The sequence below is a fragment of the Pseudomonas tolaasii NCPPB 2192 genome (assembly GCF_002813445.1).
GTDB classification, from domain to species: domain Bacteria; phylum Pseudomonadota; class Gammaproteobacteria; order Pseudomonadales; family Pseudomonadaceae; genus Aquipseudomonas; species Aquipseudomonas tolaasii.
On the sequence record NZ_PHHD01000001.1, the window covers coordinates 74,611 to 101,563 of the forward strand.

General features: G+C 59.3%; 30 protein-coding genes and 1 tRNA gene. 9 read left to right on the forward strand and 22 right to left on the reverse strand.

Annotated features, from left to right (window positions below; all coding sequences use genetic code 11):
- Positions 1-107 precede the first annotated feature (107 nt).
- From ATI14_RS00365 to pstB, 5 genes are all read left to right on the forward strand, one after another.
- Positions 108-728 carry a helix-turn-helix transcriptional regulator gene (locus ATI14_RS00365; protein ID WP_042918674.1) on the forward strand — a complete coding sequence of 207 codons (621 nt, stop codon included), beginning with the start codon at positions 108-110 and terminating at the stop codon, positions 726-728.
- Between the two features lie 148 nt (positions 729-876).
- Positions 877-1,893, forward strand: coding sequence for a phosphate ABC transporter substrate-binding protein PstS (pstS, locus tag ATI14_RS00370; RefSeq protein WP_016973258.1), 1,017 nt, complete (start codon positions 877-879; stop codon positions 1,891-1,893).
- Between the two features lie 54 nt (positions 1,894-1,947).
- On the forward strand, positions 1,948-2,943 hold the full coding sequence (gene pstC, locus ATI14_RS00375; protein WP_016973259.1) for a phosphate ABC transporter permease subunit PstC: 996 nt from the start codon (positions 1,948-1,950) through the stop codon (positions 2,941-2,943).
- Entirely contained in the window at positions 2,940-3,812 is an 873-nt protein-coding gene (gene pstA, locus ATI14_RS00380) for a phosphate ABC transporter permease PstA (RefSeq protein WP_016973260.1), read from the forward strand. The genes pstC and pstA overlap by 4 nt, the downstream gene beginning before the upstream one ends.
- Entirely contained in the window at positions 3,812-4,591 is a 780-nt protein-coding gene (pstB, locus tag ATI14_RS00385) for a phosphate ABC transporter ATP-binding protein PstB (RefSeq protein ID WP_080520186.1), read from the forward strand. Before pstA ends, pstB begins: the two co-directional genes overlap by 1 nt.
- Positions 4,592-4,706: 115 nt before the next feature.
- Here pstB and ATI14_RS00390 read toward each other — a convergent pair.
- The 18 genes from ATI14_RS00390 to ATI14_RS00475 all read right to left on the reverse strand — a co-directional run bounded on the left by ATI14_RS00390 (position 4,707) and on the right by ATI14_RS00475 (position 18,423).
- Positions 4,707-4,782, reverse strand: a tRNA-Lys gene (locus ATI14_RS00390).
- A gap of 63 nt (positions 4,783-4,845) precedes the next feature.
- Complete coding sequence (gene queC / locus ATI14_RS00395) at positions 4,846-5,523, reverse strand: 7-cyano-7-deazaguanine synthase QueC (protein ID WP_016973262.1); 678 nt, start codon at positions 5,521-5,523, stop codon at positions 4,846-4,848.
- Position 5,524: 1 nt separating this feature from the next.
- Positions 5,525-6,172 carry a 7-carboxy-7-deazaguanine synthase QueE gene (gene queE, locus ATI14_RS00400; protein WP_016973263.1) on the reverse strand — a complete coding sequence of 216 codons (648 nt, stop codon included), beginning with the start codon at positions 6,170-6,172 and terminating at the stop codon, positions 5,525-5,527.
- 165 nt (positions 6,173-6,337) lie between these two features.
- A complete protein-coding gene (gene ybgF, locus ATI14_RS00405; RefSeq protein ID WP_016973264.1) occupies positions 6,338-7,174 on the reverse strand; it encodes a tol-pal system protein YbgF in 837 nt (278 codons plus the stop codon).
- A 6-nt stretch (positions 7,175-7,180) separates the two neighbouring features.
- Positions 7,181-7,681, reverse strand: coding sequence for a peptidoglycan-associated lipoprotein Pal (gene pal, locus ATI14_RS00410; protein ID WP_003209827.1), 501 nt, complete (start codon positions 7,679-7,681; stop codon positions 7,181-7,183).
- Between the two features lie 55 nt (positions 7,682-7,736).
- Positions 7,737-9,017 carry a Tol-Pal system beta propeller repeat protein TolB gene (gene tolB / locus ATI14_RS00415; protein WP_032806332.1) on the reverse strand — a complete coding sequence of 427 codons (1,281 nt, stop codon included), beginning with the start codon at positions 9,015-9,017 and terminating at the stop codon, positions 7,737-7,739.
- A gap of 17 nt (positions 9,018-9,034) precedes the next feature.
- Positions 9,035-10,108: a cell envelope integrity protein TolA gene (tolA, locus tag ATI14_RS00420; protein ID WP_016973266.1), complete on the reverse strand. Its 1,074-nt coding sequence runs from the start codon at positions 10,106-10,108 to the stop codon at positions 9,035-9,037.
- On the reverse strand, positions 10,108-10,560 hold the full coding sequence (gene tolR / locus ATI14_RS00425; protein WP_161634127.1) for a protein TolR: 453 nt from the start codon (positions 10,558-10,560) through the stop codon (positions 10,108-10,110). Before tolR ends, tolA begins: the two co-directional genes overlap by 1 nt.
- Before the next feature lie 23 nt (positions 10,561-10,583).
- Positions 10,584-11,279: a protein TolQ gene (tolQ, locus tag ATI14_RS00430; RefSeq protein WP_010208111.1), complete on the reverse strand. Its 696-nt coding sequence runs from the start codon at positions 11,277-11,279 to the stop codon at positions 10,584-10,586.
- A gap of 1 nt (position 11,280) precedes the next feature.
- Positions 11,281-11,736: a tol-pal system-associated acyl-CoA thioesterase gene (ybgC, locus tag ATI14_RS00435; protein ID WP_016973267.1), complete on the reverse strand. Its 456-nt coding sequence runs from the start codon at positions 11,734-11,736 to the stop codon at positions 11,281-11,283.
- Between the two features lie 139 nt (positions 11,737-11,875).
- Positions 11,876-12,934 (reverse strand): Holliday junction branch migration DNA helicase RuvB, encoded by a 1,059-nt coding sequence (ruvB, locus tag ATI14_RS00440; RefSeq protein WP_016973268.1) that lies wholly within the window; start codon positions 12,932-12,934, stop codon positions 11,876-11,878.
- Positions 12,935-13,546 carry a Holliday junction branch migration protein RuvA gene (gene ruvA / locus ATI14_RS00445; RefSeq protein WP_016973269.1) on the reverse strand — a complete coding sequence of 204 codons (612 nt, stop codon included), beginning with the start codon at positions 13,544-13,546 and terminating at the stop codon, positions 12,935-12,937.
- Between the two features lie 67 nt (positions 13,547-13,613).
- Positions 13,614-14,138: a crossover junction endodeoxyribonuclease RuvC gene (ruvC, locus tag ATI14_RS00450; protein WP_016973270.1), complete on the reverse strand. Its 525-nt coding sequence runs from the start codon at positions 14,136-14,138 to the stop codon at positions 13,614-13,616.
- A 143-nt stretch (positions 14,139-14,281) separates the two neighbouring features.
- Entirely contained in the window at positions 14,282-15,028 is a 747-nt protein-coding gene (locus ATI14_RS00455; protein WP_016973271.1) for a YebC/PmpR family DNA-binding transcriptional regulator, read from the reverse strand.
- A gap of 136 nt (positions 15,029-15,164) precedes the next feature.
- A complete protein-coding gene (gene aspS, locus ATI14_RS00460) occupies positions 15,165-16,940 on the reverse strand; it encodes an aspartate--tRNA ligase (protein ID WP_016973272.1) in 1,776 nt (591 codons plus the stop codon).
- A 107-nt stretch (positions 16,941-17,047) separates the two neighbouring features.
- Positions 17,048-17,269: an FmdB family zinc ribbon protein gene (locus ATI14_RS00465; protein ID WP_010208103.1), complete on the reverse strand. Its 222-nt coding sequence runs from the start codon at positions 17,267-17,269 to the stop codon at positions 17,048-17,050.
- A gap of 166 nt (positions 17,270-17,435) precedes the next feature.
- Entirely contained in the window at positions 17,436-17,768 is a 333-nt protein-coding gene (locus ATI14_RS00470; RefSeq protein ID WP_016973273.1) for a ribbon-helix-helix domain-containing protein, read from the reverse strand.
- Positions 17,769-17,949: 181 nt separating this feature from the next.
- Entirely contained in the window at positions 17,950-18,423 is a 474-nt protein-coding gene (locus tag ATI14_RS00475; protein WP_003193874.1) for a Dps family protein, read from the reverse strand.
- 428 nt (positions 18,424-18,851) lie between these two features.
- Between ATI14_RS00475 and ATI14_RS31810 the strand changes: the two genes are divergently transcribed.
- Positions 18,852-19,454, forward strand: coding sequence for a cold-shock protein (locus tag ATI14_RS31810; protein WP_003193875.1), 603 nt, complete (start codon positions 18,852-18,854; stop codon positions 19,452-19,454).
- 67 nt (positions 19,455-19,521) lie between these two features.
- Here ATI14_RS31810 and ATI14_RS00485 read toward each other — a convergent pair whose 3' ends face one another.
- Both ATI14_RS00485 and ATI14_RS00490 read right to left on the reverse strand, forming a co-directional pair.
- On the reverse strand, positions 19,522-19,728 hold the full coding sequence (locus ATI14_RS00485; RefSeq protein WP_016970310.1) for a SlyX family protein: 207 nt from the start codon (positions 19,726-19,728) through the stop codon (positions 19,522-19,524).
- A 3-nt stretch (positions 19,729-19,731) separates the two neighbouring features.
- Positions 19,732-20,157, reverse strand: a complete 426-nt coding sequence (locus ATI14_RS00490) for an HIT domain-containing protein (protein ID WP_020372581.1) — start codon at positions 20,155-20,157, stop codon at positions 19,732-19,734.
- A gap of 743 nt (positions 20,158-20,900) precedes the next feature.
- On the opposite strand from ATI14_RS00490, the gene ATI14_RS00495 reads away from it, so the two are divergent.
- Positions 20,901-22,172 (forward strand): OprD family porin, encoded by a 1,272-nt coding sequence (locus ATI14_RS00495; protein WP_016970308.1) that lies wholly within the window; start codon positions 20,901-20,903, stop codon positions 22,170-22,172.
- Positions 22,173-22,363: 191 nt separating this feature from the next.
- On the opposite strand, the gene ATI14_RS00500 is transcribed toward ATI14_RS00495, so the two are convergent.
- Positions 22,364-23,206: a mechanosensitive ion channel family protein gene (locus ATI14_RS00500; RefSeq protein WP_016970307.1), complete on the reverse strand. Its 843-nt coding sequence runs from the start codon at positions 23,204-23,206 to the stop codon at positions 22,364-22,366.
- Between the two features lie 136 nt (positions 23,207-23,342).
- A complete protein-coding gene (locus tag ATI14_RS00505; protein WP_003175814.1) occupies positions 23,343-23,828 on the reverse strand; it encodes a YajQ family cyclic di-GMP-binding protein in 486 nt (161 codons plus the stop codon).
- A gap of 123 nt (positions 23,829-23,951) precedes the next feature.
- Between ATI14_RS00505 and ATI14_RS00510 the strand changes: the two genes are divergently transcribed.
- Together ATI14_RS00510 and ATI14_RS00515 are read left to right on the forward strand one after the other, a co-directional pair.
- The gene (locus ATI14_RS00510; protein WP_016970306.1) at positions 23,952-24,869 is read left to right on the forward strand and encodes a putative 2-dehydropantoate 2-reductase; all 918 of its coding nucleotides are present in this window, start codon (positions 23,952-23,954) and stop codon (positions 24,867-24,869) included.
- Between the two features lie 46 nt (positions 24,870-24,915).
- Positions 24,916-26,952, forward strand: a complete 2,037-nt coding sequence (locus ATI14_RS00515; protein WP_016970305.1) for a sensor histidine kinase — start codon at positions 24,916-24,918, stop codon at positions 26,950-26,952.
- The last annotated feature ends 1 nt before the right edge of the window (position 26,953 follow it).

The following is a 26,953-nucleotide window of genomic DNA, read 5'->3' on the forward strand; positions in this document are numbered from 1 at the left end:
TAACAACAATAATGACAATATAATTTGTCATTATTGTTTTTTATCCTCGCCAGCCGATTTATGGCGGTATACTCAGCCCTCCAATCTGCCAGTGAACCGTGCCGCTCGTGAGTACCAAAAGTGACATCCTGCAGCTCCTCCAGCGCGAGCCCCTGACCGTGGTGCAGCTGTGCGAACACCTGGCCGTGACGCGCAACGCGGTGATCGTGCAGCTCAAGCAGCTGGAGTCCGAAGGCCTGGTGCGCCGCAGCAAAATCCGCCCACCGAATACGGTCGGCAAACCGCCGGTGGTGTTTGAGGCCGCGCCGGGCAGCGAAGACGTCACCTCAACGGCTTACCAAGTGCTGCTGACGCAACTGCTGGCAACCCTCAAGGATCGCTACAACGCTGACGAACTGGGCGAAGTGCTGGAACAGACCGGCCGCCAATTGGCCCAGCGCGCGGGCTTGGCCAACCCTGCCACTTTCGACAGCGGCCTGCGTTCCGCCATGGCTGCAGCCGACGCCCTGGGCGCCAGCACCGAGGCCGTGGCGCAGGAAGGCGGTGTGATGGTGCGCAACTTCACCTGCCCGGTCGGCAGCGTGGTACGCGAGGAACAATGCGTGTGCCGGGCAATGGCGGCGTTCTTTTCAGAAGCCACAGGTATGCCCGCAAGCGAACAGTGTTTGCGCGAGGATCGGTTGATCTGCCAGTACTTCATCGAGAAAAGTGAAACGCCCAAGGGTTGAAGGCGCCTCGGCCATCAGTCGCAAACATTTCTAAATGTTTCTTCATAAAGCCAAACCGTCATTAAACAGACATATATCAGGAATTAAATCGTCACGTCTTAGACAGGTGGACCCTTCCACTTACCCCTTCCCTTGAGGTGTTGTCGTGATGTTGCCGAGCAAAAAAAGTCTGTCTGTGCTGTTGACCGCCCTGTGCCTGAGTGGCGTAGCCCACGCCACCGACGTCACCGGTGCCGGCTCCAGCTTCGTCTACCCTGTGCTCTCCAAGTGGTCACAGGACTACAGCAAAAACTCCAGCAACCGCATCAACTATCAGTCGATTGGTTCCGGTGGCGGTATTGCCCAGATCAAAGCGGCCACTGTGGATTTCGGCGCCTCCGACGCCCCGCTGTCAGCCGAAGAGCTCAAAGCCGGCGGCCTGGGCCAGTTCCCCAGCGTGATTGGCGGCATCGTGCCAGTGATGAACGTCGAAGGCGTGGCCGCAGGCCAACTGAAACTCGACGGCGACGTACTGGCAAAAATCTTCCTCGGTGACATCAAGGCCTGGAACGACCCGGCCATCGCCGCTCTCAACCCGGGCTTGAACCTGCCGGTGGCGAACATCACCGTGGTGCACCGCTCTGACGGTTCGGGCACCTCCTACAACTTCACCAACTACCTGGCCAAGGTCAACGACAGTTGGAAGACCAAAGTCGGTTTTGGCACCACCGTGCCATGGCCAGTGGGTGTGGGCGGCAAAGGCAACGAAGGCGTTTCGGCCTACGTGAAGCAGATCAAGAACTCCATCGGTTTCGTGGAATATGCCTACGCCCTCCAGAACAAAATGACCTACGCCCAGTTGAAAAACGCTGCGGGCAAATTCGTCGCACCTAATGCCAAGGCCTTCCAGGCCGCCGCCGACACTGCCGATTGGGCCAACGCCAAGGACTTCAACCTGATCATGACCAACGCGCCGGGCGAAGGCGCTTGGCCGATCACCGCCACTACCTGGATCATCATGTACAAGCAGCCGAAGAACGCCGAGCAAAGCCAGGCCGCCTTCAGCTTCTTCAAGTGGTCGCTGGAAAAAGGCCAACAACAGGCGGCGGCCCTGGACTACGTAGCGCTGCCGGACTCCCTGGTGTCGCGAATCGAAGGTTACTGGAAGTCTGACTTCACTAACTGATTCGCCCTACGACCGCCTTCCTCATAAACGGGGAAGGCGGTGAGCACATCTGATATGAATGACACCGTCCAACCCCTGGTTATGACTACTCACGCCAGCGACACAGCCGGCGACCACCGCGCTGCGCGCGACCAACGCCACGACCTGTGGTTCAAACGCTCGATGTTCGGGGCCGCGATGCTGGTGCTGCTATTGCTCGCCAGCATCGCGGCCTCGACGCTTTGGGGCGGGAGCCAGGCATTCCGCACCTTCGGCTTTGGCTTTATCACCAGCACCGAATGGGATGCGGTCAACAATCACTTTGGCGCCGTGGTGCCGATCTACGGCACCCTGGTGACCTCGTTCCTGGCACTGCTGATTGCGGTGCCGGTGAGTTTCGGCATTGCGATTTTTCTCACGGAGGTTGCGCCACCCTGGCTGAAAATGCCGGTGGCGTCGGCCATCGAATTGCTCGCCGGCATTCCCTCGATCATCTACGGCATGTGGGGCCTGTTTGTGTTCGGGCCGTTCATGGCCGAGTACCTGTCGCCTTACATCAACGATTACCTGGGCGCCCTGCCCTTTGTCGGCTCGCTGTTTCAGGGGCCGCCGCTGGGCATCGGCATGCTCACTGCCGGCATCGTGCTGGCGGTGATGATCATGCCGTTTATCACGTCAGTGATGCATGAGGTGTTTCGCAGCGTGCCCACGCAACTGAAAGAATCCGCCTACGCACTGGGCAGCACGACCTGGGAAGTGGTGTGGGACATCGTCCTGCCCTACACCCGCTCGGCGGTGGTCGGCGGCATCTTTCTCGGCCTGGGCCGTGCCCTCGGCGAGACCATGGCGGTGACCTTCGTGCTGGGGAACGCGCAGCAGTTTTCCGCCTCGCTGCTGATGCCGAGCAGTTCCATCGCTTCGGTCATCGCCAACGAGTTCAGCGAGGCTTACACCGACCTGCATCGCTCCGCGCTGATCGCGTTGGGTTTCCTGCTGTTTATCGTGACTTTTGTGGTGCTGGCGCTGGCGCGGCTGCTGCTGATGCGCCTGTCTCGCAAGGAAGGCCTATGAACGCCAACGAACGTCTGTATCGCAAACGCGCGCTGAAAAACGGCGTGGCGATGTTCCTCAGTTGCGGCGCCACCGCCTTCGGCCTGCTGTGGCTGGCGTGGATTCTGCTGACGACCATCATCAATGGCTTCCAGGCGCTGAACTTGCGCCTGTTCAGCCAGATGACCCCGCCGCCCGGCACCGAAGGCGGGCTGGCCAACGCGTTTTACGGCAGTGCACTGATGTCAGTCATCGCCCTGGTGATCGGTACTCCCATCGGGCTGATGGCTGGCATCTGGCTGGCCGAATTCGCGCGGCATTCACGCCTGGGGACTACGGTGCGCTTCATCAACGACATCCTGCTGTCGGCACCGTCGATCGTGCTAGGGCTGTTCGTCTACACCGCCGTGATACTGCCACTGAACCTGCTGACCAATCACCAGGTGGGCTTTTCCGCCCTCGCCGGCGCGCTGGCCCTGGCCTTGCTGGTGATTCCGGTGGTAGTGCGCACCACCGACGAAATGCTCCAACTGCAACCCTCGACCATGCGCGAGGCCGCACTGGCCCTGGGCGTGCCGCAGTGGAAGCTGACCCTGCAAATCGTGCTCAGGGCAGCCAAGGCCGGTGTCGTCACCGGCATTTTGCTGGCCCTCGCCCGCATCACCGGGGAAACCGCGCCCCTGCTGTTCACCGCGTTCGGCAACCAGTTCTGGAGCAGCAACCTGCTCAAGCCGATCGCCAGCGTGCCCGTGGTGATTTTCCAGTACGCCATGAGCCCGTTCGACGACTGGCATGCCTTGGCCTGGGCCGGCGCGCTGGTCCTGACGTTGTTCGTGCTGATACTCAGCCTGGCATCTCGCCTGATCCTTTTACGCAATAGGTCTCACTGATGGACGCCATTGGCATTGATCCCGAAAAAACCAAAATTCGTGTGCGCGGGCTGGAGTTTTTCTACAACAACCAGCGCTCCTTGAAGTCCATCGACATCGATATTCCGGAAAAACGCATCACCGCCATCATCGGCCCTTCCGGCTGTGGCAAATCCACCTTGCTGCGTGTGTTCAACCGCATTTACTCGATGTACCCGAAACAGGAAGCCAGGGGCGAAGTACTGCTCAATGGCGAAAACATCCTGGCGCCGGGCTATTCGATGAACCGCCTGCGCAGCCATGTGGGCATGGTGTTCCAAAAACCGGTGCCGTTCCCGATGTCGATCTACAACAACATCGCGTACGCCGTGCGCCACCACGAAAAGTTGTCCCGCAGAGAAATGAACGACCGCGTGGAGCAAGCCTTGCGCGGCGGCGCGTTGTGGGACGAAGTCAAAGACAAACTCAACCAGAGTGCACAAAGCCTCTCCGGCGGCCAGCAACAACGGCTGTGCATTGCACGCACCATTGCGCTGCGCCCACAGGTGTTGCTGCTGGATGAGCCGACATCGGCCCTTGACCCGATTTCGACCGGGCGCATCGAACAACTGATTACCGAGTTGAAGGCGCAGTACACGGTCATCATCGTGACCCACAACATGCAGCAAGCCGCGCGGGTGTCGGACAGCACCGCGTTTATGTTCATGGGGGAATTGATTGAGCATGGCAAGACGGACCAGATCTTTACCACGCCGAAAATGAAGCAGACGGAAGATTACATTACGGGACGATTTGGCTAAGCGCCCTGACGCCAGGACATGAGCCGCCCCTTGCAGGCGGCTTTTTTACAAGGCAAAAAAAAACCCGGAAATCCTCACTTGCGTGGGCCTTCCGGATTTTCTAAACCGCCAAATATGGTGGGTCGTGTGGGATTCGAACCTACGACCAATTGGTTAAAAGCCAACTGCTCTACCAACTGAGCTAACGACCCGCTGTGTGGTGGCGCGTATAATACTGATTTCTAAGGATTATTCAACACCTTATTTGAAATAAATCAGAAATAACGCGTTGGGTCCGCAATTGCGGCGTTTTTGAAGCCTTCGGCTCGCAGCCTGCAGGCGTCACATTTCCCACACGCACGGCCGGAATCGTCTGCCTGATAGCAGGAAACTGTCAGCGCGTAGTCGACGCCAAGTCCTACGCCAGTCTTCACGATATCCGCCTTGCTCATGTTCTGCAGCGGCGCCCTGATACGGAAGCCTTGCCCTTCCACACCGGCCTTGGTCGCCAGGTTGGCCATGCGCTCGAAGGACGCGATGTACTCCGGGCGGCAGTCCGGGTAACCGTTGTAGTCCAGCGCATTGACGCCGATGAAGATATCGCGGGCGTTCAGCACTTCCGCCCAGCCGAGGGCCAGGGACAGAAACACAGTGTTGCGCGCCGGCACATACGTCAGCGGAATGCCTTCACTTGGCGCCTCGGGTACCTCAATGCTGCTGTCGGTCAGCGCCGAGCCGCCGATGCCATTGAGGTTGAGGCCGATCACCTTGTGCTCGACCACACCCAGGTCATGGGCGACCCGTGCGGCGGCAGCCAGCTCGGCACGGTGACGCTGGCCGTAATCAAAGCCCAGGGTGTAGCAGCTATAGCCTTCGGCACGAACCATGGCCACCAGGGTGGCGGAATCGAGGCCGCCGGACAGCAGGATGACCGCTCGCTTCTGGTCAACCATGTCACCGCCCCGGCTCGTCGTTCCACAGGTATTTGTGCAGCTGCAACTGCAGGCGCACCGGCAGGTTGTCCGCCACTACCCAGTCAGCCAGTTCACGGGCGTTCAGGTCATGGTGGCTGGGCGAGAACAGTACCTCGCCTGCGCGACGGTCGAGGCCGTACTGGATCAGCTTGGAAGCCGCCCAGTCGTAGTCGTCACGGGAACAGATCACGAACTTGACCTGATCATTGGCCGTCAACAGGTCCATGTTGTCGTACAGGTTGCGATGCGCCTCTTTGGAACCTGGCGTCTTGAGGTCGACCACGCGGCTTACTCGCGGGTCTACCGCCGAGATGTCCAGGGCGCCGCTGGTTTCCAGGGAGACTTCGTAACCGGCGTCACACAGCTGCTTGAGCAACGGGATGGCGTTGGGCTGGGCCAGAGGCTCGCCACCGGTCACACAGACGTAGCGCGGCTTGAAGCCAGCAACCTGCTCAAGGATGTCGTCGAGGGTGCGCACGGTGCCGCCACTGAAGGCGTAGGCGCTGTCGCAGTATTGGCAGCGCAACGGGCAGCCGGTCAACCGCACAAATACAGTGGGCAGGCCAGCCGTTCGCGTTTCACCCTGCAACGAGTAAAAAACTTCGGTAATACGTAATGTGTCTTGCATAGTCGCCACGGGCGTAACAGCTAAACAGGCTGTCCGCCTCCGTCAGGCACTTCAAGGGACCCCGCCAACGCGCAGGCCCCAAAAAGCGTGTTTCATAAAAGGGCGTGGATTCTAACGAAAAAACCCGCGCCAGGCGCGGGTTTCTTCTAAACGGGCAAGCTGCGCTTACAAGCGCTGCAAGTCCCGCTGAGCCAACTGGGCAGCGGAGGTACCCGGATATTGGGCAACCACCTGCTGCAGAATGCCTTTGACCTTGTCGGTATGACCCAGGCGGCGCTCCACGTCAGCGAGTTTGTACAGCGAATCAGGTACTTTGGCGTGCTTTGGGTAAAGCTGGCTGACCTTGGCAAAAGCCTGGCCGGCACCTTGCAGATCGCCCTTGGCCAGGTTGACCTCACCCAGCCAGTACTGGGCATTGCCCGCGTATTGGCTGTTCGGGTACTTGCGCAGGAATGCGGTGAAGGCCTGGCTGGCCTTGTCGAAATCCTTGGCTTTGATCAGGTCGAAAGCTGCGTCGTAGTACAGCTTTTCCTTCGCCGGATCACCCGGTTCGCTGCTGGCGGCAGGGGCTTGGCTTGCGGCTGCAGCCCCCGCTGCTGCGCCACCGGCGGCGGCACTTGGCGCGCCACCGGCAGAAGAATTATCAGGAGTTGCGGCAGGTGTAACGCCGGCTCCAATGCGTCGATCAAGATCCTGGTAACGCTCCAGGCCTTCTTGCTTCAGCTGATTAACCTGGTTCTGCAAGATCTCAATGGTGCCTTGTTGCTGCGACAATTGATCCTGCATGCGTTGCAGCTGGTTGAACAGTTCGCCCTGTGCCGAGGGAGCGGACGTTGCCGCTCCCCCCGCATAGGCGCCGTTCGTGCCATAACCTGCCGGGGGATAGCTGCTCCCGCTATTGTTATAGCCAGAGTTGCTATCTTCCACGGGAACCGCAGCCCACACCGCAAGCGGTGCGAGGCTGAGAGCCAATACAGTCAGAGCACGACGGCACGTTCGCATGACGAATTACTTACGCAGTTCGACGCGACGGTTTTGAGCCCAGGACTGCTCGTCGTGGCCAGTAGCAACTGGACGCTCTTTACCGTAGGAAACCAGTTCCAGTTGGCCTGGAGCAACACCTTGCAGTACCAGGTAGCGTTGAACGGCTTTCGCACGACGCTCGCCCAGAGCCATGTTGTACTCGCGAGTACCACGTTCGTCAGTGTTACCTTCCAGAACAACGCGAGCGCCGTTAGCTTTCAGGTCCTTGGCGTGAACGTCCAGAGCGCGCATGGCTTCTGGCTTCAGGTCAGAACTGTCGTATTCGAAGTAGAAAGTGGTGATAGCGCGCAGAGCAGCTTCTTCGCTCAGGGAGCCGTCAACTGCACCAGTGTTAGCGCCGTAACCAGCGTTTGGATCAACAGCTGCGCCTTCACCGGCATTGTCGCCGCCTTTAGACGAGCAACCAACGGCTACGGACAGAGCCAGAGCCAGAGCAGCAAACTTACCAAACTTCAGCATTTCCATCGTGAAACTCCTAATGAACCCCAGTGTGTTAAGCAAATCTTTTTGTAGCGCCGCGTCAGTTCAGGTAAGGGGACCAGGACGGTTCTCTGACTTCGCCTTGTGCGGTAGGAAGCGGGAGCCTTACGCGTCCATTAATGGACACGAGCATCAAGACTCCCCGGCCCTGCTGGCGGGTGGCGTAGATTACCATGGTGCCGTTGGGCGCAACAGTAGCTGACTCATCAAGGTTAGTATCTGTGAGGATTTTTACCGTTCCACGCTGCAAATCCTGGGCCGCAACCCGGAAATTAGTGAAACCATCCTGACGGTGAATCATTACCAACGTCTTTTCATCAGCCGAAAGCTTGGGGTTGGCGTTGTAGTTACCGATAAAGGTCACGCGTTCCGCACCCCCACCGCCAACGCTCGTTTTATAGATTTGTGGCTTGCCGCCGCGGTCGGAGGTGAAATAGATGGTCGAGCCATCCTTACCCCAGAACGGTTCGGTATTGATGCCCGGGCCGCTGGTAACGCGGGTGATCTGGCGCGAAGCCATGTTCATCACGTAGATATCCGGGTTGCCATCCTTGGACAGCACGAACGCCAGGCGCGAACCATCCGGCGACCAGGCTGGCGCGCCATTGAGGCCTTCAAAGTTGGTGATCTGCTCACGACGGCCAGTGTCGATGTGCTGAACGAAAATGCGCGGGCGCTTCTGTTCAAACGACACATAGGCAATACGCTTGCCGTCCGGCGCAAAGCGCGGCGACAGGATCGGCTCACGCGATTGCAGCAGGGTCACCGCACGCGCACCGTCGTAGTCCGAACGCTGCAGGGTGTAACGAGTGTTGTCTACGGAGAAACGCTCAGCCGTTACATACAGCAGGCGAGTCGAGAACGCACCCTTGATACCGGTGAGTTTTTCAAACGACTGGTCCGAAATGTAGTGAGCCATGTCGCGCAGTTGCTCGGCGGTGCCCGAAACGCTGCCGGTCAGAACCTGCTGCTCGGTGGCCACGTTGAACAACGCGTACTGGATCTGCAGGCGACCACCGGCCGGCGTGATGCTGCCGACCATCAGGTACTGGGCGCCCACGGCCTTCCAGTCACGGAAGATGACTTCGCTGGCCTGGGTCGGCTGGCTGATCATGTTGCCTTTCGGAATCGGCGCGTAGTAACCGGAGTTGCGCAGGTCGTCGCTGACGATCTGGGCCATGTCGTCCGGCAGCACGCTGCCGCCCTGCCAGCCAAACGGTACTACCGCGATCGGGGTGGCCCGATCACTACCGCTGGTGACCAGGATGTTCTTTTCATCCGCCGCCGCTATCCCTGCCATACAGCAAATAACGACAAGCATTCCTCGAAGAAGGTTTCTCACAAGGCTAGATCCTCAGGTGTGAATGTCATCTTGAATGAACGATAGGGAGCGAAGTCGCTTGGTTTCATTCCCTGCATCTCGGTCAACCGGCCAATGTTCTTGACCGCGGCAACCGCCGAACTGTCGAACGAACCGTCACCACTGGACTTGGCCACGCTGACCGAAGTCACCGTACCGTCCGGCAACATGCCGATCTGCAGCACTACTGTCATGCCTTTACGCGCCGAAGGTGGACGTGTCCAACCCTCTGCTGCCCGCGCCCGAATCAGGTCGTCGAAACTGCCCGCGACTTCATCACCACGCTCATCGGCCAGGGCCTGCTGACGTTGAGGCGTGTCGGAAAGCAAGTCTGCCAGGGCCTGGGCCTTTTTCTCTTCGGCGGATTTGCGCGCTGCTTCCTGGGCCTTTTTCTTCTGGGCGTCGGCGGCAGCTTTCTTCTTCGCGTCATCGGCGATTTTTTTCTTCGCCTCGTCTGCTTCAGCTTTTTTCTTGGCGTCTTCGGCGGCTTTCTTCTTCGCGTCTTCGACTATCTTTTTCTTGGCTTCTTCAGCGGCCTTTTTCTTGGCCTCTTCTTCGGCAGCCTTTTTGGCTTCTTCTTCAGACTTCTTCTTGGCTATATCAGCCAATTGTTTCTCTTCGGCCTTTTTGGCTTCGGCAGCTTTCTCGGCTTTCTTGGCTTCATCCGCCTTTTTCGCCTCGTCAGCTTTCTTGGCCTCGTCAGCCTTTTTCGATTCCTCGGCCTTTTGAGCCGCCTCTTCTTTCTTTTGTTCCGCAGCAGCCTTCACCGCTTCCTGCTCGACCTTCTTCTGTTCCATCTGCTCGACTTCAGTCTGGCGCGCAGCCGACTTCTGGGCCTCACCCGCAATCTTCTGATTGGTCTGGGTAGTGGCCTGACTTTTCGATTTCAGCTGATACAGGGTCGCCTGCACGATCGGCTTGGCTGGCGGCAGCTCCGGCGTCATGGCAAAGCTGACGAACAGCATGCCAAACACCAGCACGTGCAGGGCAATTGCCCAGACGCTAGGCCAGAAGTAGCTTTCCGAGGCGGACGGCTCTCGCTGTTGCTGCATCAGGGCGCCTCGGTAATCAAGCCAACGTTACCCACGCCGGCCTTCTGCAGCCCGCCCATGGCGCCCATGACGGAGCCGTAGTCGACCGCCTTGTCACCGCGGATGAAGACCTGGGTGTGCTTGCCGCCTTCGTTGCCGGAACGGATGATCTTGGTCACCGCATCGGTCATGGCCGGCAGGGTCAACGCCTTGTCCTGTTGCTTCTGAGTGTCGACTTCGCTGCCAAGGTTCCAGTAATAGGTCTTGTCGGACTTGATCGAAATGGTCAGCACCTGGGTGTTGTTGTCCTGGGGCAAGGCTTCGCTGGAAACCTTGGGCAGGTCAACCTTCACACCCTGGTTGAGCATCGGCGCGGTCACCATGAAGATCACCAGCAGCACCAGCATCACGTCGATGTAAGGCACCACGTTCATCTCGGCGACCGGCTTGCGCTTGGTGCGTGCTCGAGTGATTAAAGCCATCGGGAAATACCTGCTTATTCTTCGCTGGTGTGCACTTTACGGTGCAGGATCGCCTGGAATTCATCGGCGAAGGTGTAGTAACGGCCAATCAGGTTTTCGCCGCGCGCGGCAAAACGGTTGTAGGCGATTACTGCGGGAATGGCAGCGAACAGGCCGATCGCGGTGGCGATCAACGCTTCGGCGATGCCCGGGGCGACGGTGGCCAGGGTCGCTTGCTGCGCCTGGGCCAGGCCACGGAAGGAGTTCATGATCCCCCACACGGTACCGAACAGGCCGATGTACGGGCTCACGGAACCGACGGTGGCGAGGAACGGCAGGCTTTGCTCAAGCTTTTCTTCTTCGCGGGAGATGGCAACACGCATTGCACGGGCCACACCTTCCATAACCGCTTCCGGGTCAACGCCCGGTTGCTGGCGCAGACGGGAGAACTCCTTGAAGCCGGCGCGGAAGATTTGCTCGACGCCCGAGTCCGGGTCCGGGTTGCTGCCGGCCTGGCGGTACAGCTTGGACAGGTCGATACCCGACCAGAAGCGCTCTTCAAAGCTCTCCAGGGCACGTCGACCGGCGCGCAGCAGGTTGCTGCGCTGGAAAATCATGACCCAAGAGGTAACCGATGCGGCTACCAGGGTCAGCATGACCAGTTGAACCACAACACTGGCATTGCTGACCAGGCTCCACATGGAGGAATGGTCGACGACGGTAGGTTCCACGCTAAATCTCCTGCTTTGATTGTTTACCCGCGCCGCTTACGTCGGCAAAGGCCGCACGTAAAGCTTCGGGAATGGCCCGGGGTTTCAAACTATGGGTGCGCACACAGGCCACCAGGAACTGCCCCTCGCAGAGCAGCGTTGCATCCGTTGCCCGCCTGACCTGCTGCTTGAAACGCAGGCTGACACGGTTCAATTCGATTACTTCTGCGCTGACCAGCAATTCGTCGTCCAGCCGCGCCGGCGCGTGGTAGCGCGCCTCGCTGGAATGCACGACAAACAACAGGTCCTCCCCCGCAAGCTGGGACTGGGCAAAGCCCAGCTCCCGTAGCCGCTCGGTTCGAGCCCGCTCCATGAACTTGAGGTAGTTGACGTAATACACGATGCCGCCTGCATCGGTGTCCTCGTAATAAACGCGACAGCGATGTGCGAACGACTGATCCCCGTTTTGCGCGCGCATACTCTAGTGCTTACTCCTCAGGTTGCCAATCCGGCTGGGCAACTGTTTTTTCATCCATCGAAACATTTGCAGTGACTGAATGACGACGCCAGCCACTAGGACAGCACAAACTTAAGATAAATCGACTGGCGTGACCTTTTTAATCGTCCACTGCATCGAGGAATTCGTCTACCACGGGCATCTCGCCCAATCGTGACGGAATGTTTAACCCGAAGTGCAAATAGGCATGCCGCGTCACTACCCGCCCTCTCGGGGTACGCATGATGTAGCCCTGCTGGATCAGATACGGCTCCAGCACATCCTCAATGGTGTGGCGCTCTTCACTGATAGCTGCCGCCAGGCTGTCCACGCCCACCGGGCCACCGTCAAACTTCTCGATCATGGTCAACAACAAGCGTCGGTCCTGGTGATCGAAGCCGTGTTCGTCCACATCCAGCAGGTTCAAGGCCAGATCCGCCACCGACTTGGTGATGTGCCCTTTGGCCCGCACTTCGGCAAAATCCCTCACGCGACGCAACAACCGGTTGGCAATTCGCGGCGTGCCACGGGCCCGGCGGGCGATTTCAAACGCGCCTTCAGGATCCAGCGGCAGGCCGAGAATGCTCGCCGAGCGGCTGACGATAGTCGCCAGATCCGCCGTGCTATAGAACTCTAGACGTTGAACAATGCCGAAACGGTCTCGCAACGGGTTGGTCAGCATGCCGGCGCGGGTCGTGGCGCCAACCAGGGTGAACGGTGGCAGGTCGAGCTTGATCGAGCGCGCCGCCGGGCCTTCGCCAATCATGATGTCGAGCTGGAAGTCTTCCATGGCTGGGTACAGCACTTCTTCGACGATCGGCGACAACCGGTGAATCTCGTCAATAAACAGCACGTCGTGGGGCTCAAGATTGGTCAGCAACGCCGCCAGATCACCCGGACGCTCCAGCACCGGGCCGGAGGTGGACTTGATCGACACGCCCATTTCCTGGGCGATGATGTTGGCCAGTGTGGTTTTCCCCAGCCCCGGCGGGCCGAAGATCAGCGTGTGGTCCAGGGACTCGCTGCGCCCGCGCGCAGCCTGGATGAACAACTCCATCTGTTCGCGCACGGTGGGCTGGCCAATGTATTCGGCCAGGCTCAGGGGGCGAATGGCGCGGTCCTGGATTTCTTCGCGGTCGCGCGGGCCGGTGGCCGCGATCAGACGATCAGCTTCAATCACTTAAATCATTCCCTTCAGGGCTCGGCGGATCATGTCTTCGCTGCTCAGGTTCTTGTCCTTGATGGCCGACACGGCCTTGCTGGCTTCCTGCGGCTTGTAGCCCAGGGAAATCAGCGCGCTGACCGCATCACTTTCGGCGCTGGCGACCTGCGCCGCCGGCATGTCCGGCTGGTTCGGCACCAGGGCAAACATGCTCGGCACCACCTCCCACGCCTTGAAACGATCCTTGAGTTCCACCAACAGGCGCTCGGCGGTTTTCTTGCCCACCCCCGGCACCTTGGTCAGTGCCGACGTGTCCTGGGCGGAGACCGCACGCACCAACTCGTCCACTTCCAGGCTCGACATCAATGCCAGTGCCAGCTTGGGCCCCACGCCATTGAGGCGGATCAGCTCGCGGAAAAAGTCCCGGTCACGCTTGCCAATGAAACCATAGAGCAATTGCGCATCTTCGCGCACCACCAGATGGGTGTGCAGCGTCAGCGGCTCGCCGACCGACGGCAGGCGATACAGGGTGGTCATGGGCACTTCCAGCTCATACCCCAGCCCGTTTACATCGAGAATCAGGTGCGGCGGCTGTTTTTCAGCCAGGGTGCCGCGCAAGCGTCCAATCACGGTTCGATCCTTAAAGCTTGGGGGTCAGATCAAGGCCTGACCGGAAATAACGATTGCGCTGATGCTATCAGAGACGCAGCCGCCCGCCACGACTGCGTGCGGTGCCCAAGCCATGCGGCAGCAGGCTGGAACGCGTATGCGCATGGCAAATGGCGATGGCCAGGGCGTCGGAGGCGTCGATTTGCGGTTTGGCGGTGAGCTTGAGCATGTGCATGACCATCATCTGCACCTGCTCTTTATTGGCCGCGCCGGTACCGACCACCGCCTGCTTGACTTGAGTGGCGGTGTATTCGGCGATTTCCAGACTTTCTTCCGCGCCCGCAACAATGGCCGCACCGCGAGCCTGGCCAAGCTTCAAGGCGGAATCGGCGTTTTTGGCCATAAAGACTTTTTCGATGCCCATGGTTACAGGACCGTAGGTCTGGATCACTTCACGTACGCCGCGATAGACGATCTGTAAGCGCTCGGCCAGCTCACCCGAGCCGGTGCGAATGCACCCCGATGCGACGTAGATGCAGCCGCGCGGCGTCTGCTGCACCACGCCAAAACCGGTGATGCGCGAACCGGGGTCGATACCTAGGATTAAAGTCATAACGCCTGCGGGTTGGGTGAACACAATTTCTGCTACAAAGGAGATCCAATGTGGGAGCGGGCTTGCCCGCGAAAGCGGTGGATCAGCCAACATTGTCAGCGACTGGTACACCGTATTCGCGGGCAAGCCCGCTCCCACATACCTCAGACTAGCTGTGCAGCCACGTCCTCCGGGATATCGGCATTCGAATACACGTTCTGCACATCATCCAGGTCTTCCAGCATATCCAGCATCTTCAATACCTTCTGTGCACCGTCCAGGTCCAGTTCGGCGCTGGTGGTCGGCAACATGACGATTTCCGCGTCGGTGCCTTTAAAACCGGCGGCTTCAAGGGCGTTGCGCACGGCGTAGAAGCTGGCAAACGAGGTGAACACGTCAATGGAACCGTCTTCGTTGGTCACCACGTCGTCGGCATCCGCCTCCATGGCGGCTTCCATCAGCGCCTCTTCGTCGGTGCCCGGCGCGAACGTGATCTGCCCCTTGCGCTCGAACAGGTAAGCCACCGAGCCGTCGGTGCCGAGGTTGCCACCACACTTGCTGAACGCATGGCGAACGGCTGCTGCAGTGCGGTTGCGGTTGTCGGTCATGCACTCGACCATCACCGCCACGCCACCCGGGCCGTAGCCTTCGTAGCTCAATTCGACCATGTCGTCGGTGTCGGCGGCGCCGGCACCTCGGGCCACGGCGCGGTCGATAATGTCGCGGCTCATGTTGGCGCCAAGGGCCTTGTCCAGCGCCAGGCGCAGACGCGGGTTGGAACCCGGGTCGCCACCACCCTGACGGGCCGCGACGGTCAGCTCACGGATCCACTTGGTGAAGATCTTGCCCTTCTTGGCATCCTGACGCTCTTTGCGGTGCTTGATGTTCGCCCACTTGGAATGGCCAGCCATAACACAACTCCGAAATTCTGTAGAAACCTGATCAATCCCGCCCCAGGCAGGAATTCCCTCTTTTAAACGCAAAGGCGCATCCGAAGATGCGCCTTTTAGACTGCGTACAACCTCAGCGCGCTTTCACGCAGCAGCCTTACTCAGCCTTTGGCGTCTCGCGCAGGCGAATGTGCAGTTCACGCAAGGCCTTGGCATCCACCACGCCCGGAGCCTGGGTCATGACGTCCGCAGCACTCTGGGTTTTCGGGAAGGCGATCACTTCACGGATCGACTGGGCACCGGTCATCAGCATCACCAGACGGTCCAGACCGAACGCCAGGCCACCGTGCGGCGGCGCGCCGTATTTCAGGGCGTCGAGCAGGAAGCCGAACTTCTCTTCCTGTTCCGCTTCGTTGATGCCCAACAGGCGGAACACCGCTTGCTGCATCTCTTTGCGGTGGATACGGATCGAACCGCCACCCAATTCAGTGCCGTTGAGCACCATGTCGTAGGCGCGGGACAATGCGCCCGCCGGGTTGGCTTCCAGCTCGGCCGGGGAGCACTTCGGCGCGGTGAACGGGTGGTGCAAGGCGCTGAAGCTGCCGTCGTCGTTCTCTTCGAACATCGGGAAGTCAACGACCCACATCGGGGCCCACTCGCAGGTCAGCAGGTTCAGGTCGTGACCCAGCTTGATCCGCAGCGCGCCGAGGGCTTCGCTGACGATCTTGGCTTTGTCGGCGCCGAAGAACACGATGTCGCCGTCGACGGCACCCACGCGGTCGAGGATCGCGTTCAGGTTGTCCAGCGGGATGTTTTTCACGATCGGCGATTGCAGGCCGTCAATGCCGTTGGCGCGCTCGTTGACCTTGATGTACGCCAGGCCCTTGGCACCGTAGATACCGACGAACTTGGTGTAGTCGTCGATCTGCTTGCGCGGCATGCTCGCGCCGCCAGGCACGCGCAGGGCGGCAATGCGGCATTTAGGGTCGTTGGCCGGGCCACTGAACACCTTGAAGTCGACTTCCTTGAGCTGGTCGGCCACGTCCACCAGTTCCAGCGGGTTACGCAGGTCTGGCTTGTCGGAACCGTAGCGGCGCATGGCTTCTTCGAAGGTCATGTGCGGGAAATCGCCGAACTCCAGGTTCAGCACTTCCTTGAACAGGTTGCGGATCATCTGCTCGGTCAGGCCCATGATCTCTTTTTCATCGAGGAAGCTGGTCTCGATGTCGATCTGGGTGAATTCCGGCTGGCGGTCGGCGCGCAGGTCTTCGTCACGGAAGCACTTGGCGATCTGGTAGTAACGGTCGAAGCCGGCCACCATCAGCAGTTGCTTGAACAGCTGCGGCGATTGCGGCAGGGCGAAGAACGAACCGGCATGGGTACGGCTCGGCACCAGGTAGTCACGCGCGCCTTCAGGGGTGGCCCGGGTCAGGATCGGCGTTTCCACGTCAAGGAAGCCGTTTTCGTCGAGGAAGCGGCGGATGCTGGTGGTCATGCGCGAACGCAGGCGCAGCTTCTCGGCCATTTCAGGACGGCGCAGGTCGAGGAAGCGGTAGCGCAGGCGGGTTTCTTCGCCCACGTCGGAGTATTCGTTGAGTGGGAACGGCGGGGTTTCCGACTCGTTCAGCACTTCCAGCTCGTAGCCCAGCACTTCAATGCCGCCGGACGCCATGTTCTTGTTCACGGCACCGGCCGGACGCAGGCGAACCTTGCCGGTGATTTTCACCACGTATTCGCTGCGCACGCGGTCGGCGGCGGCGAAGCTTTCGGCGCGGTCCGGGTCGAACACCACCTGGGCCAGACCATCACGATCACGGATATCGAGGAAGATCACCCCGCCGTGGTCGCGGCGACGGTGAACCCATCCGCAAAGGGTGATTTCCTGACCTTCCAGGGTCTCGTTCAGTTGGCCGCAATAGTGGCTGCGCATCATGGTCGTGGTTTCACTTCTCGTAATTCGAAATTCGGTGGAGGCCTGCCTCGTCACCGTACATTAAAGCAGGGGACGGATAATGCAGGAGCCTGCGCGTAGAGTTCAACTCAGTCTGCTTTGTCGCCGCCCGCCAGGTTCTTCTTCGAGCCGGTCTTGAAGTCGGTCTCGTACCAGCCGCTGCCGCTGAGGCGGAAGCCCGGCATGGACAACATCTTCTTCAGCTCAGGCGCCTGGCAGGCAGGGCAATCGACCAGCGGCGCTGCGCTGATCTTCTGAATGGCTTCCAACTGATGACCACAGGAAGCACATTGATAATCGTACATGGGCATGGAGATGTCTCGGCGATCAGGTCGTTACTGCGCTGTACCCTGCCGGTATTGCCCCGGCATGCATAGCAAAGCGCGGGATTATATCTGGTAAATCGAGGCAGCGCAGCCGGCTTTCTGCCCGAAAACCGGCCAGCCTTGACGGCCGGCCGGCTCCGGAACGGCGTTATCAACCGGGCTTCTCGCGGTCTTTGAGCAGATGAACCACACACACCACCCTGACCAACCCACTGAAGTTCTTCACGCCGCCATAGCGCAAATGCACCTCCCGGTCGACATAAGACAGCAATGCACTGACCGAGCACGCATTGATCCGGGCAATCTCCGTAAGGATATTCCAGTAGATCTGTTCAAGCCGCAGACAAGTGGAAAACCCATTGAGCCGGACCGAGCGGGATAATGGCCTGGCCAGCCCCATATCGAAACCTTTCGCAAAGGGATCGACCCTTGCCCCATGAAAACCGCCGGTTTCCATGACCCCATTACCTGTTGCGCGTGACATACACCTGACACTCCATTGCCAAACGGCAGCCCATGGGCGTCTCCCATCGGGCAGTAGCGCTATAAAACAGCAGGGCGTGCGGAGCGGCCAGAAGACGGGGATTTGAAACGCGTAGGACAAGGCAGGCAAGCGCAGGGAAACAAGCGAGCGGCGCCAGAACGGCGCCGCCCGGCAGGTGTTTTTACTGGTTTTCCAGCAGGGAGCGCAGCATCCACGCGGTTTTCTCGTGGACCTGCATACGCTGGGTCAGCAGGTCGGCGGTCGGTTCATCGCTGACCTTGTCGAGCAACGGAAAGATGCCACGCGCGGTGCGGGTGACCGCTTCCTGGCCGGCGACCAGTTGCTTGATCATTTCTTCGGCGCTCGGCACACCTTCTTCTTCCTTGATGGAAGACAAACGGGCGTAGATCGAATACGCGCCCGGCGCCGGGAAGCCCAGGGCACGGATACGTTCGGCGATGGAGTCCACAGCCAGCGCCAGTTCGTTGTACTGCTCTTCAAACATCAAGTGCAGCGTGCGAAACATGGGGCCCGTGACGTTCCAGTGAAAGTTGTGGGTTTTCAGGTACAACACATAGGTATCGGACAGTAACCGTGAAAGCCCATCGACGATGGATTTACGGTCTTCTTCACTGATACCAATATCGATTGCCATGTTTTTCCCCTTCAATTGACGAACATTCATTGATCAGGTGCAGGCCCACTCTAGCAAGAGTGCCTGCGCCGTGCAGCCGGGCAGGCTTGCGTTACGTGCGGCAAATCGTCCGTGCGCCGCTTGCTGTCGCCGACAGACAAGCCTTTGCACAAGGTAGGAGCCGTCTGAAAATCTCGCCCGAAATACCTGCACCTGTCTAGGACAAGTGTTTGCCCCAGAAATGCCATGGCGCTTGCAACCCCCTGAAATGCTTGATTTGAGTAGGCACAGCCTTTGCTGTTAAATAGACGCGGTGTGGCTCCCGTTTATTTCTGCGGCACGCCACATAGGCTGATACCCGCGCACGTGCTCAACGCCTCCCATAGTTCAGAAGCGAACCGTGCCAGTCAGCTCTTCCTCGTGATCCGTCTTAACGTGAGTTAATCAAAATGTTGAAAATCGTCCACCTGCTAACGGGCGTTGCAGCTTTGCTGCTGTCCTTTATCCCGAGCCTGCAGCCTGAAAGCCTGCCGTATCTGGAACAACACGACGCCCTGTACCTGGCCTTGTTCGGCCTTCTTAACCTGACGCTCGCACCGGTGATCCCTTACTGGAACAAAGGCACGCGTCATCAACTGCAAAATCTGGTCAGCGCGCTGTTGGTACTGACCGTCGTCGTTCAAACCCTCACCCTCCTGGCACCTATGCCTGAAGTGGGCGGCCACCCGGCCATCCTGCTCAGCCTGGTGATTGCTGTGGTCGCCATTGTTCTCCACCTGGCCATCAGCTTCTACCGTTCGTCTCCAGCGGCCGCGTCGCAAAACTACGACATGACCAACCGGGATACCGGTACCGTCAAGTGGTTCAACACCTCAAAAGGCTTCGGCTTTATTTCCCGCGATTCGGGCGACGATATCTTCGTCCACTTCCGGGCCATCCGTGGCGAAGGTCACCGCGTTCTGGTCGAAGGCCAGCGCGTGGAGTTCTCCGTCATGAACCGCGACAAGGGCCTGCAGGCAGAAGACGTGATCGCGGCACTGCCGCGTCGCTGATTCCCGCTCAGGCACAAAAAAACCGCGACCTGGTTATACCGGGTCGCGGTTTTTTTATGCGCGCCTGTTAATAGTGCGGCGGCGGCGCTTCTTCTTCGGAGGTCTCGAACTGGCCGCCCATTTCTTCCTGACGCTTGAGCAAGGCCGTCATCTGGAGCTGCAGACGTTCAACAGCCCGTTGCTGGGTGACCAGAATATCGTTGAGGGTCTCGATGGTGTCGTCCTGAAAAGCCAGTCGGGTCTCCAGGTCGGTAACGCGGTCTTGCAAATCCATGGCTCAGTCCTGGAAAAAGATGAAGTCGGCGGGCAAGAGCTCGCGCAAACGTGCACGAATCGCCGCCACTTGCTCCTGCGTATAAGGTTGCGCCGGATGCTTGCCCCACACCGGCGCCGGCCAGGCAGCGTCATCGCGCTTGCGCACGATCACGTGCACGTGCAACTGGCTGACGACGTTACCCAAGGCACCAATGTTCATCTTGTCGGCGCCCAGCCCTGCATTCAGCAGCTCGGCCAGGGCAGTGGTTTCATGCCACAGCGTGTGTTGATCGGCGACATCCAGTTGAAACACTTCGCTGATACCGTCCTTGCGCGGCACCAGGATGAACCACGGATAATTCGAATCATTGGACAGCAGCAGGCGGCAGAGCGGGAAGTCCCCAATGGCCAGGGTGTCTTGTTGCAGGCGTTGATCTAGGGCGAACACGTGGCACTCCGTTCGGCAGTTCGGTTTCAGGCGCCCAGCATACCGTTGAAAGGCGGCCGCTTCACGGCGAATGCGGGAATCGCGCCAGCCACCCGACAAAAAACATGCACCTTTTCGAGGCAAGTCGATATTTGAGCTACGCTAATCCGGGCCTCAACGGGACGCACCAAAATGACCCACCTGTGCCTCAAAGGGATCCGCCGATTACCCACTTGTGAGGGTGAACCGGTAACGTTTTGCCCAGGTGCAGGTTTTGTGTACCACCGAACAGGCGAAACCACCGGGCGTCAAGCCCAAACCAAACGACGCAAAAAGCCCGTGCTTATGCGGTTTTTACACCGCCGTAACGTTTTTCACGAAAAAATGACATTCGGTTACCGCTTTGTGCACGCTTGTTGCATTGACACCCATATCGTCGGCAACGACACCTGTATGGAAACCGGTGTTTCGCGATAAAAAAACAGTAGCGTTTCAATGTGAGCCAAGGAAGATTTCAAACTTTTAAAACGGTTTGGAAACACTATTGAAGTTGTCAGCCCGACTGTAGTTGGGCTGTGAATTTGCGACATGGATCTAGCAATTTACGACAGCCTCGTAAAGAAGCTGAAAGGAAAGATGGGCAAGTATCGTCAATAGAGTCTGCGTGATATAACTTTGCGCCGACACAAAAAAGAAAGAGCCGCCCAGATAAAAATACAGGTGGGACGGCAGTACTCTTCCTAAAACCAAAGGAGCAAATCACGATGCGCGTGATGAAGTGGAGCATGATCGCACTGGCTGTATCAGCCGGTACCTCGCAGTTCGCAATGGCGTCCGCCCAGGACGATTCCAAGGGCTTTGTTGAAGACAGCACTTTCAGCATCAACACTCGCCTCCTGAACTTCGGTCGCGACTTCCGTAACAACGACACCGGCAAAAGCCGCGTCAACGAAACCGGCCTGGGCTTCAACGGCCTGTTCCAGTCGGGCTACACCCAAGGCACCATCGGTGTGGGTGTTGACGTGATCGGCCTGCTGGGCGTGAAACTGGACAGCGGCAAGGGTCGCTCGGGCACCGGCCTGTTCCCTACCGGCGCCGATGGTCGCGCACAAGACGACTACTCCAAAGGCGGCGGCGCGGTTAAGTTCCGCATCTCCGACACCGTGCTGAAAATCGGTGACCAATACACCACCGCACCGGTATTCGCTTCCGATGACAGCCGTTTGCTGCCAGAGCTGCCACAGGGTATCTCGATCACCAGCAACGAGATCAAAGGCCTGAAACTGGAAGGCGGTCACTTCACCTCCAGCGTTGCACAAGCACAGACCTACCGTGACAGCCTGGGCCTGACCAAAACCGACTTCATCGGTGGCGTGTATGCCCTGACGCCGGAAGTCAGCGCCAGCCTGTACTACGCGAAGACTGAAGACTACTGGAAGAAAACCTACGCCAACCTGAACTGGACTCACGCGCTGAGCAACGACCAGTCCCTGGCCGTTGACTTCAACATCTACAGCACCAAGAGCGATGGCGCCGGCCTGCAACGCGCAGAAAAAGACGGCACCACCAAACTGGACAACCGTGCCTACAGCTTGCAAGGCGCGTACACCATCCAGGCTCACACCTTTACCCTGGCCTACCAGAAAGTCAGCGGCGACGGCGACTATGGCTACGGCGTAGACGGCGGCGGCACTGTGTTCCTGGCCAACTCCATTGCCCGTTCCGACTTCAACGCTGAAGACGAGAAATCCTGGCAAGCTCGCTACGACCTGAACATGGCCACCTTCGGCGTGCCAGGCCTGAGCTTCATGACCCGTTACGTCAGCGGCAGCGGCGCCAACACCGCCACCACCTCGAACGGCAAAGAGTGGGAACGCGACATCGAAGCCAAGTACGTGATCCAGAGCGGCCCGGCCAAAGACCTGAGCCTGCGCGTGCGTCAAGCCACCTATCGTTCGTCTGACGGCGTGTACTACGGTTCGGCGTCCATCGACGAACTGCGTCTGATCGCGCAATACCCGCTGAACATCTTGTAATTGGCTATTTGATTACAACGATGGCTTAAGGCCTCGGCCTTAAATAAAAAGCCGCTCCCCTGTTCACAAGGGAGCGGCTTTTTTATTGCTGAATTATTTCATTGAACAAATAACTAGCAAGCTAACTATCGAGTTTAAACATTTACCCTCGAACCTGACCTTTCAGCCAAGTTCGAGCGCCGCTCACTTAGTTACTTCGTAACACTTTCCTGCATCACTCGAATAACGCGCTGGGGAAATGGAATATCAATCCCAGCCGCTTTCAAACGATCGCGCGCCAGTTCATTGAGCATAAACATCACATCCCAATAATCCGGGGTTTTAGTCCAGCAACGCAGGGAAACCGTAATAGAGCTGTCACCCAATGTCGAAACCACGGCAACGGCGGCAGGATCAGTCAATACGCGCGGGTCTTTGGCCAGTTCCAGCAACACCTCACGGGCCTTCTGCAGGTCCGCCTCGTAGTCCACACCCACATCAAACACCACCTTGCGGGTCGGCTGACGGTTGGTGTTGGTGATCAGGCCGTTGGACAGGCTGCCGTTGGGGATGATCACGGTTTTGTTGTCGCCGGTGCGCAGCACGGTGTGGAAGATCTGGATGCTGTCCACGGTACCGGAAGTGCCCTGGGCTTCGATCCAGTCACCGATGCGGAACGGGCGGAACAGCAGAATCAGCACACCGCCGGCGAAATTCGCCAGGCTGCCCTGCAACGCCAGGCCGATAGCCAGGGTGGCGGCACCGATCGCGGCAACGAACGAGGTGGTGGCCACACCGATCATGGAGGCCACGTTGACCACCAGCATGACTTTGAGCGCAATGTTCGCCAGGCTGGTGATGAAGTGCTGCAACGCCAGGTCGGCATTACGCATCGCCAGCAAGCGCCCTACCCGGTGGGTCAGAACGTTGATCAGCCACCAACCGATGGCCAGGGTGATTATCGCCAGCAGAAACCGGCTGCCGTATTCCATGATCATCGGGATCCAGGACTCTGAGGTCTTGATCAAGTGATCCACTTCAGCATTCAAATCCATCTATCTTCTCCTGTTACGCGGATGTGCGGCTTTATTGACTGCCTGAAAACGCAAATGAGCCCCGAAGGGCTCAAGTGTAGGCTCAGACACTGGGGCGTGGGACGCCAAAAACGTCGACGGGTTCCCCAAAGTGCCATCAGTCGCGAAAGTTATTGAACTGCAGCGGCATATCGAAGGTCTTGGCGCGCAGGGCAGCAATCGCTTCCTGCAAATCGTCACGTTTCTTGCCGGTGACGCGAACCTGCTCACCCTGGATGGCCGCCTGGACTTTCAGCTTGGCATCCTTGATGTGAGCGACGATTTTCTTCGCCAGCTCCTTGTCGATGCCTTCCTTGAGGACAGCCTCTTGCTTCATCAGCTTGCCGGAAGCGTACGCGTCCTTGATTTCGAGGCACTGCGCGTCGATTTTGCGCTTGACCAGGGACAGTTTGAGGATCTCGATCATCGCTTCCAGCTGGAAATCGGCTTCTGCAGTCAGGTTGACGGTCAGTTCCTTTTCCTTGAATTCGAAGCTGCCCTTGCCTTTCAAGTCATAGCGACGGTCCAGTTCCTTGACGGCGTTCTCGACGGCGTTGGTGACTTCGTGTTTGTCCAGTTCGGATACCACGTCGAACGAAGGCATGTCATTTCTCCAATATAAGGGGCGGGCTCAGTAGAGATGGAGCGCGCCCGAGCTAAAATGCCGGGGCATTATAGCGGTTCTTTCGCCCCATTCACTGTGAGCGGCCCTACGGAGCACAAACTGATGTCGACCACCTGGCACATTCTCGGCGCTGGCAGCCTGGGCACACTCTGGGCCACACGCCTGGCCCGCGCCGGCGTGCCCGTGCGATTGATTCTGCGCGACGCCGCTCGCCTGGCGAATTACCAAGCCGGTGCCGGGCTGACGCTGGTGGAACAGGGCCTGGAGCAGACCTACCCCGTGATCGGCGAAACACCTGACAGCCCCGAGCCAATTCGTCGCCTGTTAGTGGCGTGCAAAGCCTACGACGCTCAAAGCGCCGTCGCACAACTGCAACACCGGCTGGCGCCGGACGCCGAACTGGTCCTGCTGCAAAACGGCCTCGGCAGCCAGGACGCGGTCGCCGTGCAATTGCCTCAGGCGCGCTGCCTGTTTGCCTCCAGTACCGAAGGCGCGTTTCGCGACGGCGACTGGCGCGTGGTGTTCGCCGGACATGGTTACACCTGGCTGGGCGACGCCGCCCACCCGACTCCACCGCCGTGGCTGGAAGACCTGCACGCCGCCGGCATCCCCCACGCCTGGAGCACCGACATCCTCACGCGCCTGTGGCGCAAGCTGGCGCTCAACTGCGCGATCAACCCGCTGACCGTGCTGTACCAGTGCCGCAACGGCGGCCTGCAAGCGCATCAATGTGAAGTCGCCACCCTGTGTGCCGAGCTGGCCGAACTCCTCGAATGCTGTGGCCAGCCTGCAGCCGCCGAAGGTTTGCACAGCGAAGTGGAGCGCGTGATCCAGACCACGGCCGCCAACTACTCCTCCATGTACCAGGACGTGGCCAACGCCCGGCGCACCGAAATCAGCTACCTGCTCGGTTATGCATGCCAGGCGGCTGCCCGCCATCAATTGGTTTTGCCACACCTGCAACAATTGCAAGCGCGGCTGGTCGGCTACCTGGTTGCACGCGGATTGGCCAGCGACTGAGGCACGCGCTACCCTGCCTACCTGTCTATCACCTGGGAAAACCCTGATGCCACTGCGCCAGCGTCTTGAAAATCTACCGGTAGGGCAGAAGCTGCTGGCCGCCCTGCTGGTGTTGTTGACCACTGTATTGTTGGTGGCCAACCTGACGTTCATCAGCGCGGCCTACTGGATTTCCCAGGAAAGCATGGCGCCGCAGGCGTTGCAGGCCATTGGCCGCCTGGTGTCCAACCCGTCGCTGGCCGCCGAAGCCATCGAGTCACCCGCCAAAGCCGAGGCCTTGCTCAATGAATTGACCAGCTATTCGCCGTTGCGCGCCGCGGCGCTGTACGACGGCGACGGCAACCGCCTGGCGCAGATGCAGCACGGCAACCGCCTGCATCTGCCGGATAACTACCGGCACATCGAAGCGTGGCGCGTGACCGAGTTTCGCAGCAACCAGGTCATCACCCTGCCCCGCGCCGGCCAGCCTTCCGGGCACTTGCTGCTGGTGGCGAGCAGCGAACTGCCGGTGGCCTTCTATACGGGGACGCTGACCGCCAGCCTCGGCATCCTGATTTTCAGCGTGTTGCTCTGGCTGGTGATCGCCCGGCAGATCAAGCGCCTGATCACCCGGCCGATCCACGAACTTGAAGAGCTGTCACGCCAGGTCACCCGCGAAGAGAACTACGCCCTGCGCGCCGGGCGCGGCAACCACGATGAAATCGGCAGCCTGGCCGAGGCCTTCAACACCATGTTGTCGCGCATCGAAGCCCGGGAGCAGCAACTCAAACGCGCGCGCGACGACTCCCAGGCCGCTTACGACCAGGCTCAGGGCCTGGCCGAAGAAACCCGCCACACCAACCGCAAGCTGGAACTGGAAGTGCAGGTTCGCAGCAAGATCGAGAAAAAACTCACGGGTTTTCAGAACTATCTGAACAGCATCATCGACTCGATGCCCTCGGCGCTGATCGCCCTCGACGAGCAGCTTTACGTCACCCAGTGGAATCAGGAAGCCAGCGCGCTTTCCGGTACGCGCCTGGATGAAGCGCTGAACCAGCCGATTTTCCTGGCCTTCCAGCCGCTCAAACCCTACCTGCCGCAGATCAAGGCCACGGTTGAACAACACACGGTTGAACGCATCGAGCGCGTCACTTGGGTCAAAGACGACGAACCCAAGCACTACGCCCTCACCTTCTACCCGTTGATGGGCGGCGCCGGGCGCGGTGTGGTCATCCGCATTGACGACATTACCCAGCGCCTTTCCCTGGAAGAAATGATGGTGCAGTCGGAGAAAATGCTCTCCGTCGGCGGCCTTGCTGCGGGCATGGCCCATGAAATCAACAACCCGCTGGGGGCCATCCTGCACAACGTGCAGAACATCCGCCGCCGCCTGTCTCCCGACCTGCCGAAAAACCTGGAACACGCCGAACAAGCCGGCATTGAACTGGAGACCGTCAACCGTTACCTGCAAAGCCGTGAAGTGCCGCAGTTGCTCGACGGCATTCAACAGGCCGGCGCGCGGGCGGCGAAAATCGTCACCCATATGCTCAGCTTCAGCCGCCGCAGCAATCGCCAGATGGCGCCGTGTGATTTGCCGGCGCTGATCGATCAAGCCGTGGACATTGCCGGTAACGACTTCGACCTAACCATCGGCTTCGACTTCAAGGGCCAGGCGATAATCCGCCAGTTCGACCCGCAACTCGGCCCGGTCCCCGGCACAGCCAACGAACTGGAACAGGTGCTGCTCAACCTGCTGAAAAACGCCGCCCAGGCCATTCACCTGCGTGAAGACGACAGTGAACCGGGGCGCATCATTTTGCGCACCCGGCTGAATCCGCCCTGGGCGGAAATCCAGGTGGAGGACAACGGCATCGGCATGAGCGAAAGCGTACGCAAGCGCACCTTCGAGCCGTTCTTCACCACCAAGGAAATCGGACAGGGCACCGGGCTTGGGCTGTCGGTGTCGTATTTCATCATCACCAACAACCACAAGGGCCAGATGGAAGTGCACTCCACGCCGGGCCAGGGCACCTGTTTCACCCTGCGCCTGCCGTTGGCCGGCAGCCAACTGCCACCCCACGAACTCACCCGACTGGAGCAATGAC

Excerpts from the sequence above, each read along its gene's own strand:
- pstS (WP_016973258.1), top strand. The coding sequence starts at position 877 with ATGTTGCCGAGCAAAAAAAGTCTGTCTGTGCTGTTGACCGCCCTGTGC.
- pstC (WP_016973259.1), top strand. The coding sequence starts at position 1,948 with ATGAATGACACCGTCCAACCCCTGGTTATGACTACTCACGCCAGCGAC.
- pstA (WP_016973260.1), top strand. The coding sequence starts at position 2,940 with ATGAACGCCAACGAACGTCTGTATCGCAAACGCGCGCTGAAAAACGGC.
- pstB (WP_080520186.1), top strand. The coding sequence starts at position 3,812 with ATGGACGCCATTGGCATTGATCCCGAAAAAACCAAAATTCGTGTGCGC.
- queC (WP_016973262.1), bottom strand. The coding sequence starts at position 5,523 with ATGGTTGACCAGAAGCGAGCGGTCATCCTGCTGTCCGGCGGCCTCGAT.
- queE (WP_016973263.1), bottom strand. The coding sequence starts at position 6,172 with ATGCAAGACACATTACGTATTACCGAAGTTTTTTACTCGTTGCAGGGT.
- ybgF (WP_016973264.1), bottom strand. The coding sequence starts at position 7,174 with ATGCGAACGTGCCGTCGTGCTCTGACTGTATTGGCTCTCAGCCTCGCA.
- pal (WP_003209827.1), bottom strand. The coding sequence starts at position 7,681 with ATGGAAATGCTGAAGTTTGGTAAGTTTGCTGCTCTGGCTCTGGCTCTG.
- tolB (WP_032806332.1), bottom strand. The coding sequence starts at position 9,017 with ATGCTTGTCGTTATTTGCTGTATGGCAGGGATAGCGGCGGCGGATGAA.
- tolA (WP_016973266.1), bottom strand. The coding sequence starts at position 10,108 with ATGCAGCAACAGCGAGAGCCGTCCGCCTCGGAAAGCTACTTCTGGCCT.
- ybgC (WP_016973267.1), bottom strand. The coding sequence starts at position 11,736 with ATGCGCGCGCAAAACGGGGATCAGTCGTTCGCACATCGCTGTCGCGTT.
- ruvC (WP_016973270.1), bottom strand. The coding sequence starts at position 14,138 with ATGACTTTAATCCTAGGTATCGACCCCGGTTCGCGCATCACCGGTTTT.
- ATI14_RS00455 (WP_016973271.1), bottom strand. The coding sequence starts at position 15,028 with ATGGCTGGCCATTCCAAGTGGGCGAACATCAAGCACCGCAAAGAGCGT.
- aspS (WP_016973272.1), bottom strand. The coding sequence starts at position 16,940 with ATGATGCGCAGCCACTATTGCGGCCAACTGAACGAGACCCTGGAAGGT.
- ATI14_RS00465 (WP_010208103.1), bottom strand. The coding sequence starts at position 17,269 with ATGCCCATGTACGATTATCAATGTGCTTCCTGTGGTCATCAGTTGGAA.
- ATI14_RS00470 (WP_016973273.1), bottom strand. The coding sequence starts at position 17,768 with ATGTCACGCGCAACAGGTAATGGGGTCATGGAAACCGGCGGTTTTCAT.
- ATI14_RS00475 (WP_003193874.1), bottom strand. The coding sequence starts at position 18,423 with ATGGCAATCGATATTGGTATCAGTGAAGAAGACCGTAAATCCATCGTC.
- ATI14_RS31810 (WP_003193875.1), top strand. The coding sequence starts at position 18,852 with ATGTTGAAAATCGTCCACCTGCTAACGGGCGTTGCAGCTTTGCTGCTG.
- ATI14_RS00485 (WP_016970310.1), bottom strand. The coding sequence starts at position 19,728 with ATGGATTTGCAAGACCGCGTTACCGACCTGGAGACCCGACTGGCTTTT.
- ATI14_RS00495 (WP_016970308.1), top strand. The coding sequence starts at position 20,901 with ATGCGCGTGATGAAGTGGAGCATGATCGCACTGGCTGTATCAGCCGGT.
- ATI14_RS00500 (WP_016970307.1), bottom strand. The coding sequence starts at position 23,206 with ATGGATTTGAATGCTGAAGTGGATCACTTGATCAAGACCTCAGAGTCC.
- ATI14_RS00505 (WP_003175814.1), bottom strand. The coding sequence starts at position 23,828 with ATGCCTTCGTTCGACGTGGTATCCGAACTGGACAAACACGAAGTCACC.
- ATI14_RS00510 (WP_016970306.1), top strand. The coding sequence starts at position 23,952 with ATGTCGACCACCTGGCACATTCTCGGCGCTGGCAGCCTGGGCACACTC.
- ATI14_RS00515 (WP_016970305.1), top strand. The coding sequence starts at position 24,916 with ATGCCACTGCGCCAGCGTCTTGAAAATCTACCGGTAGGGCAGAAGCTG.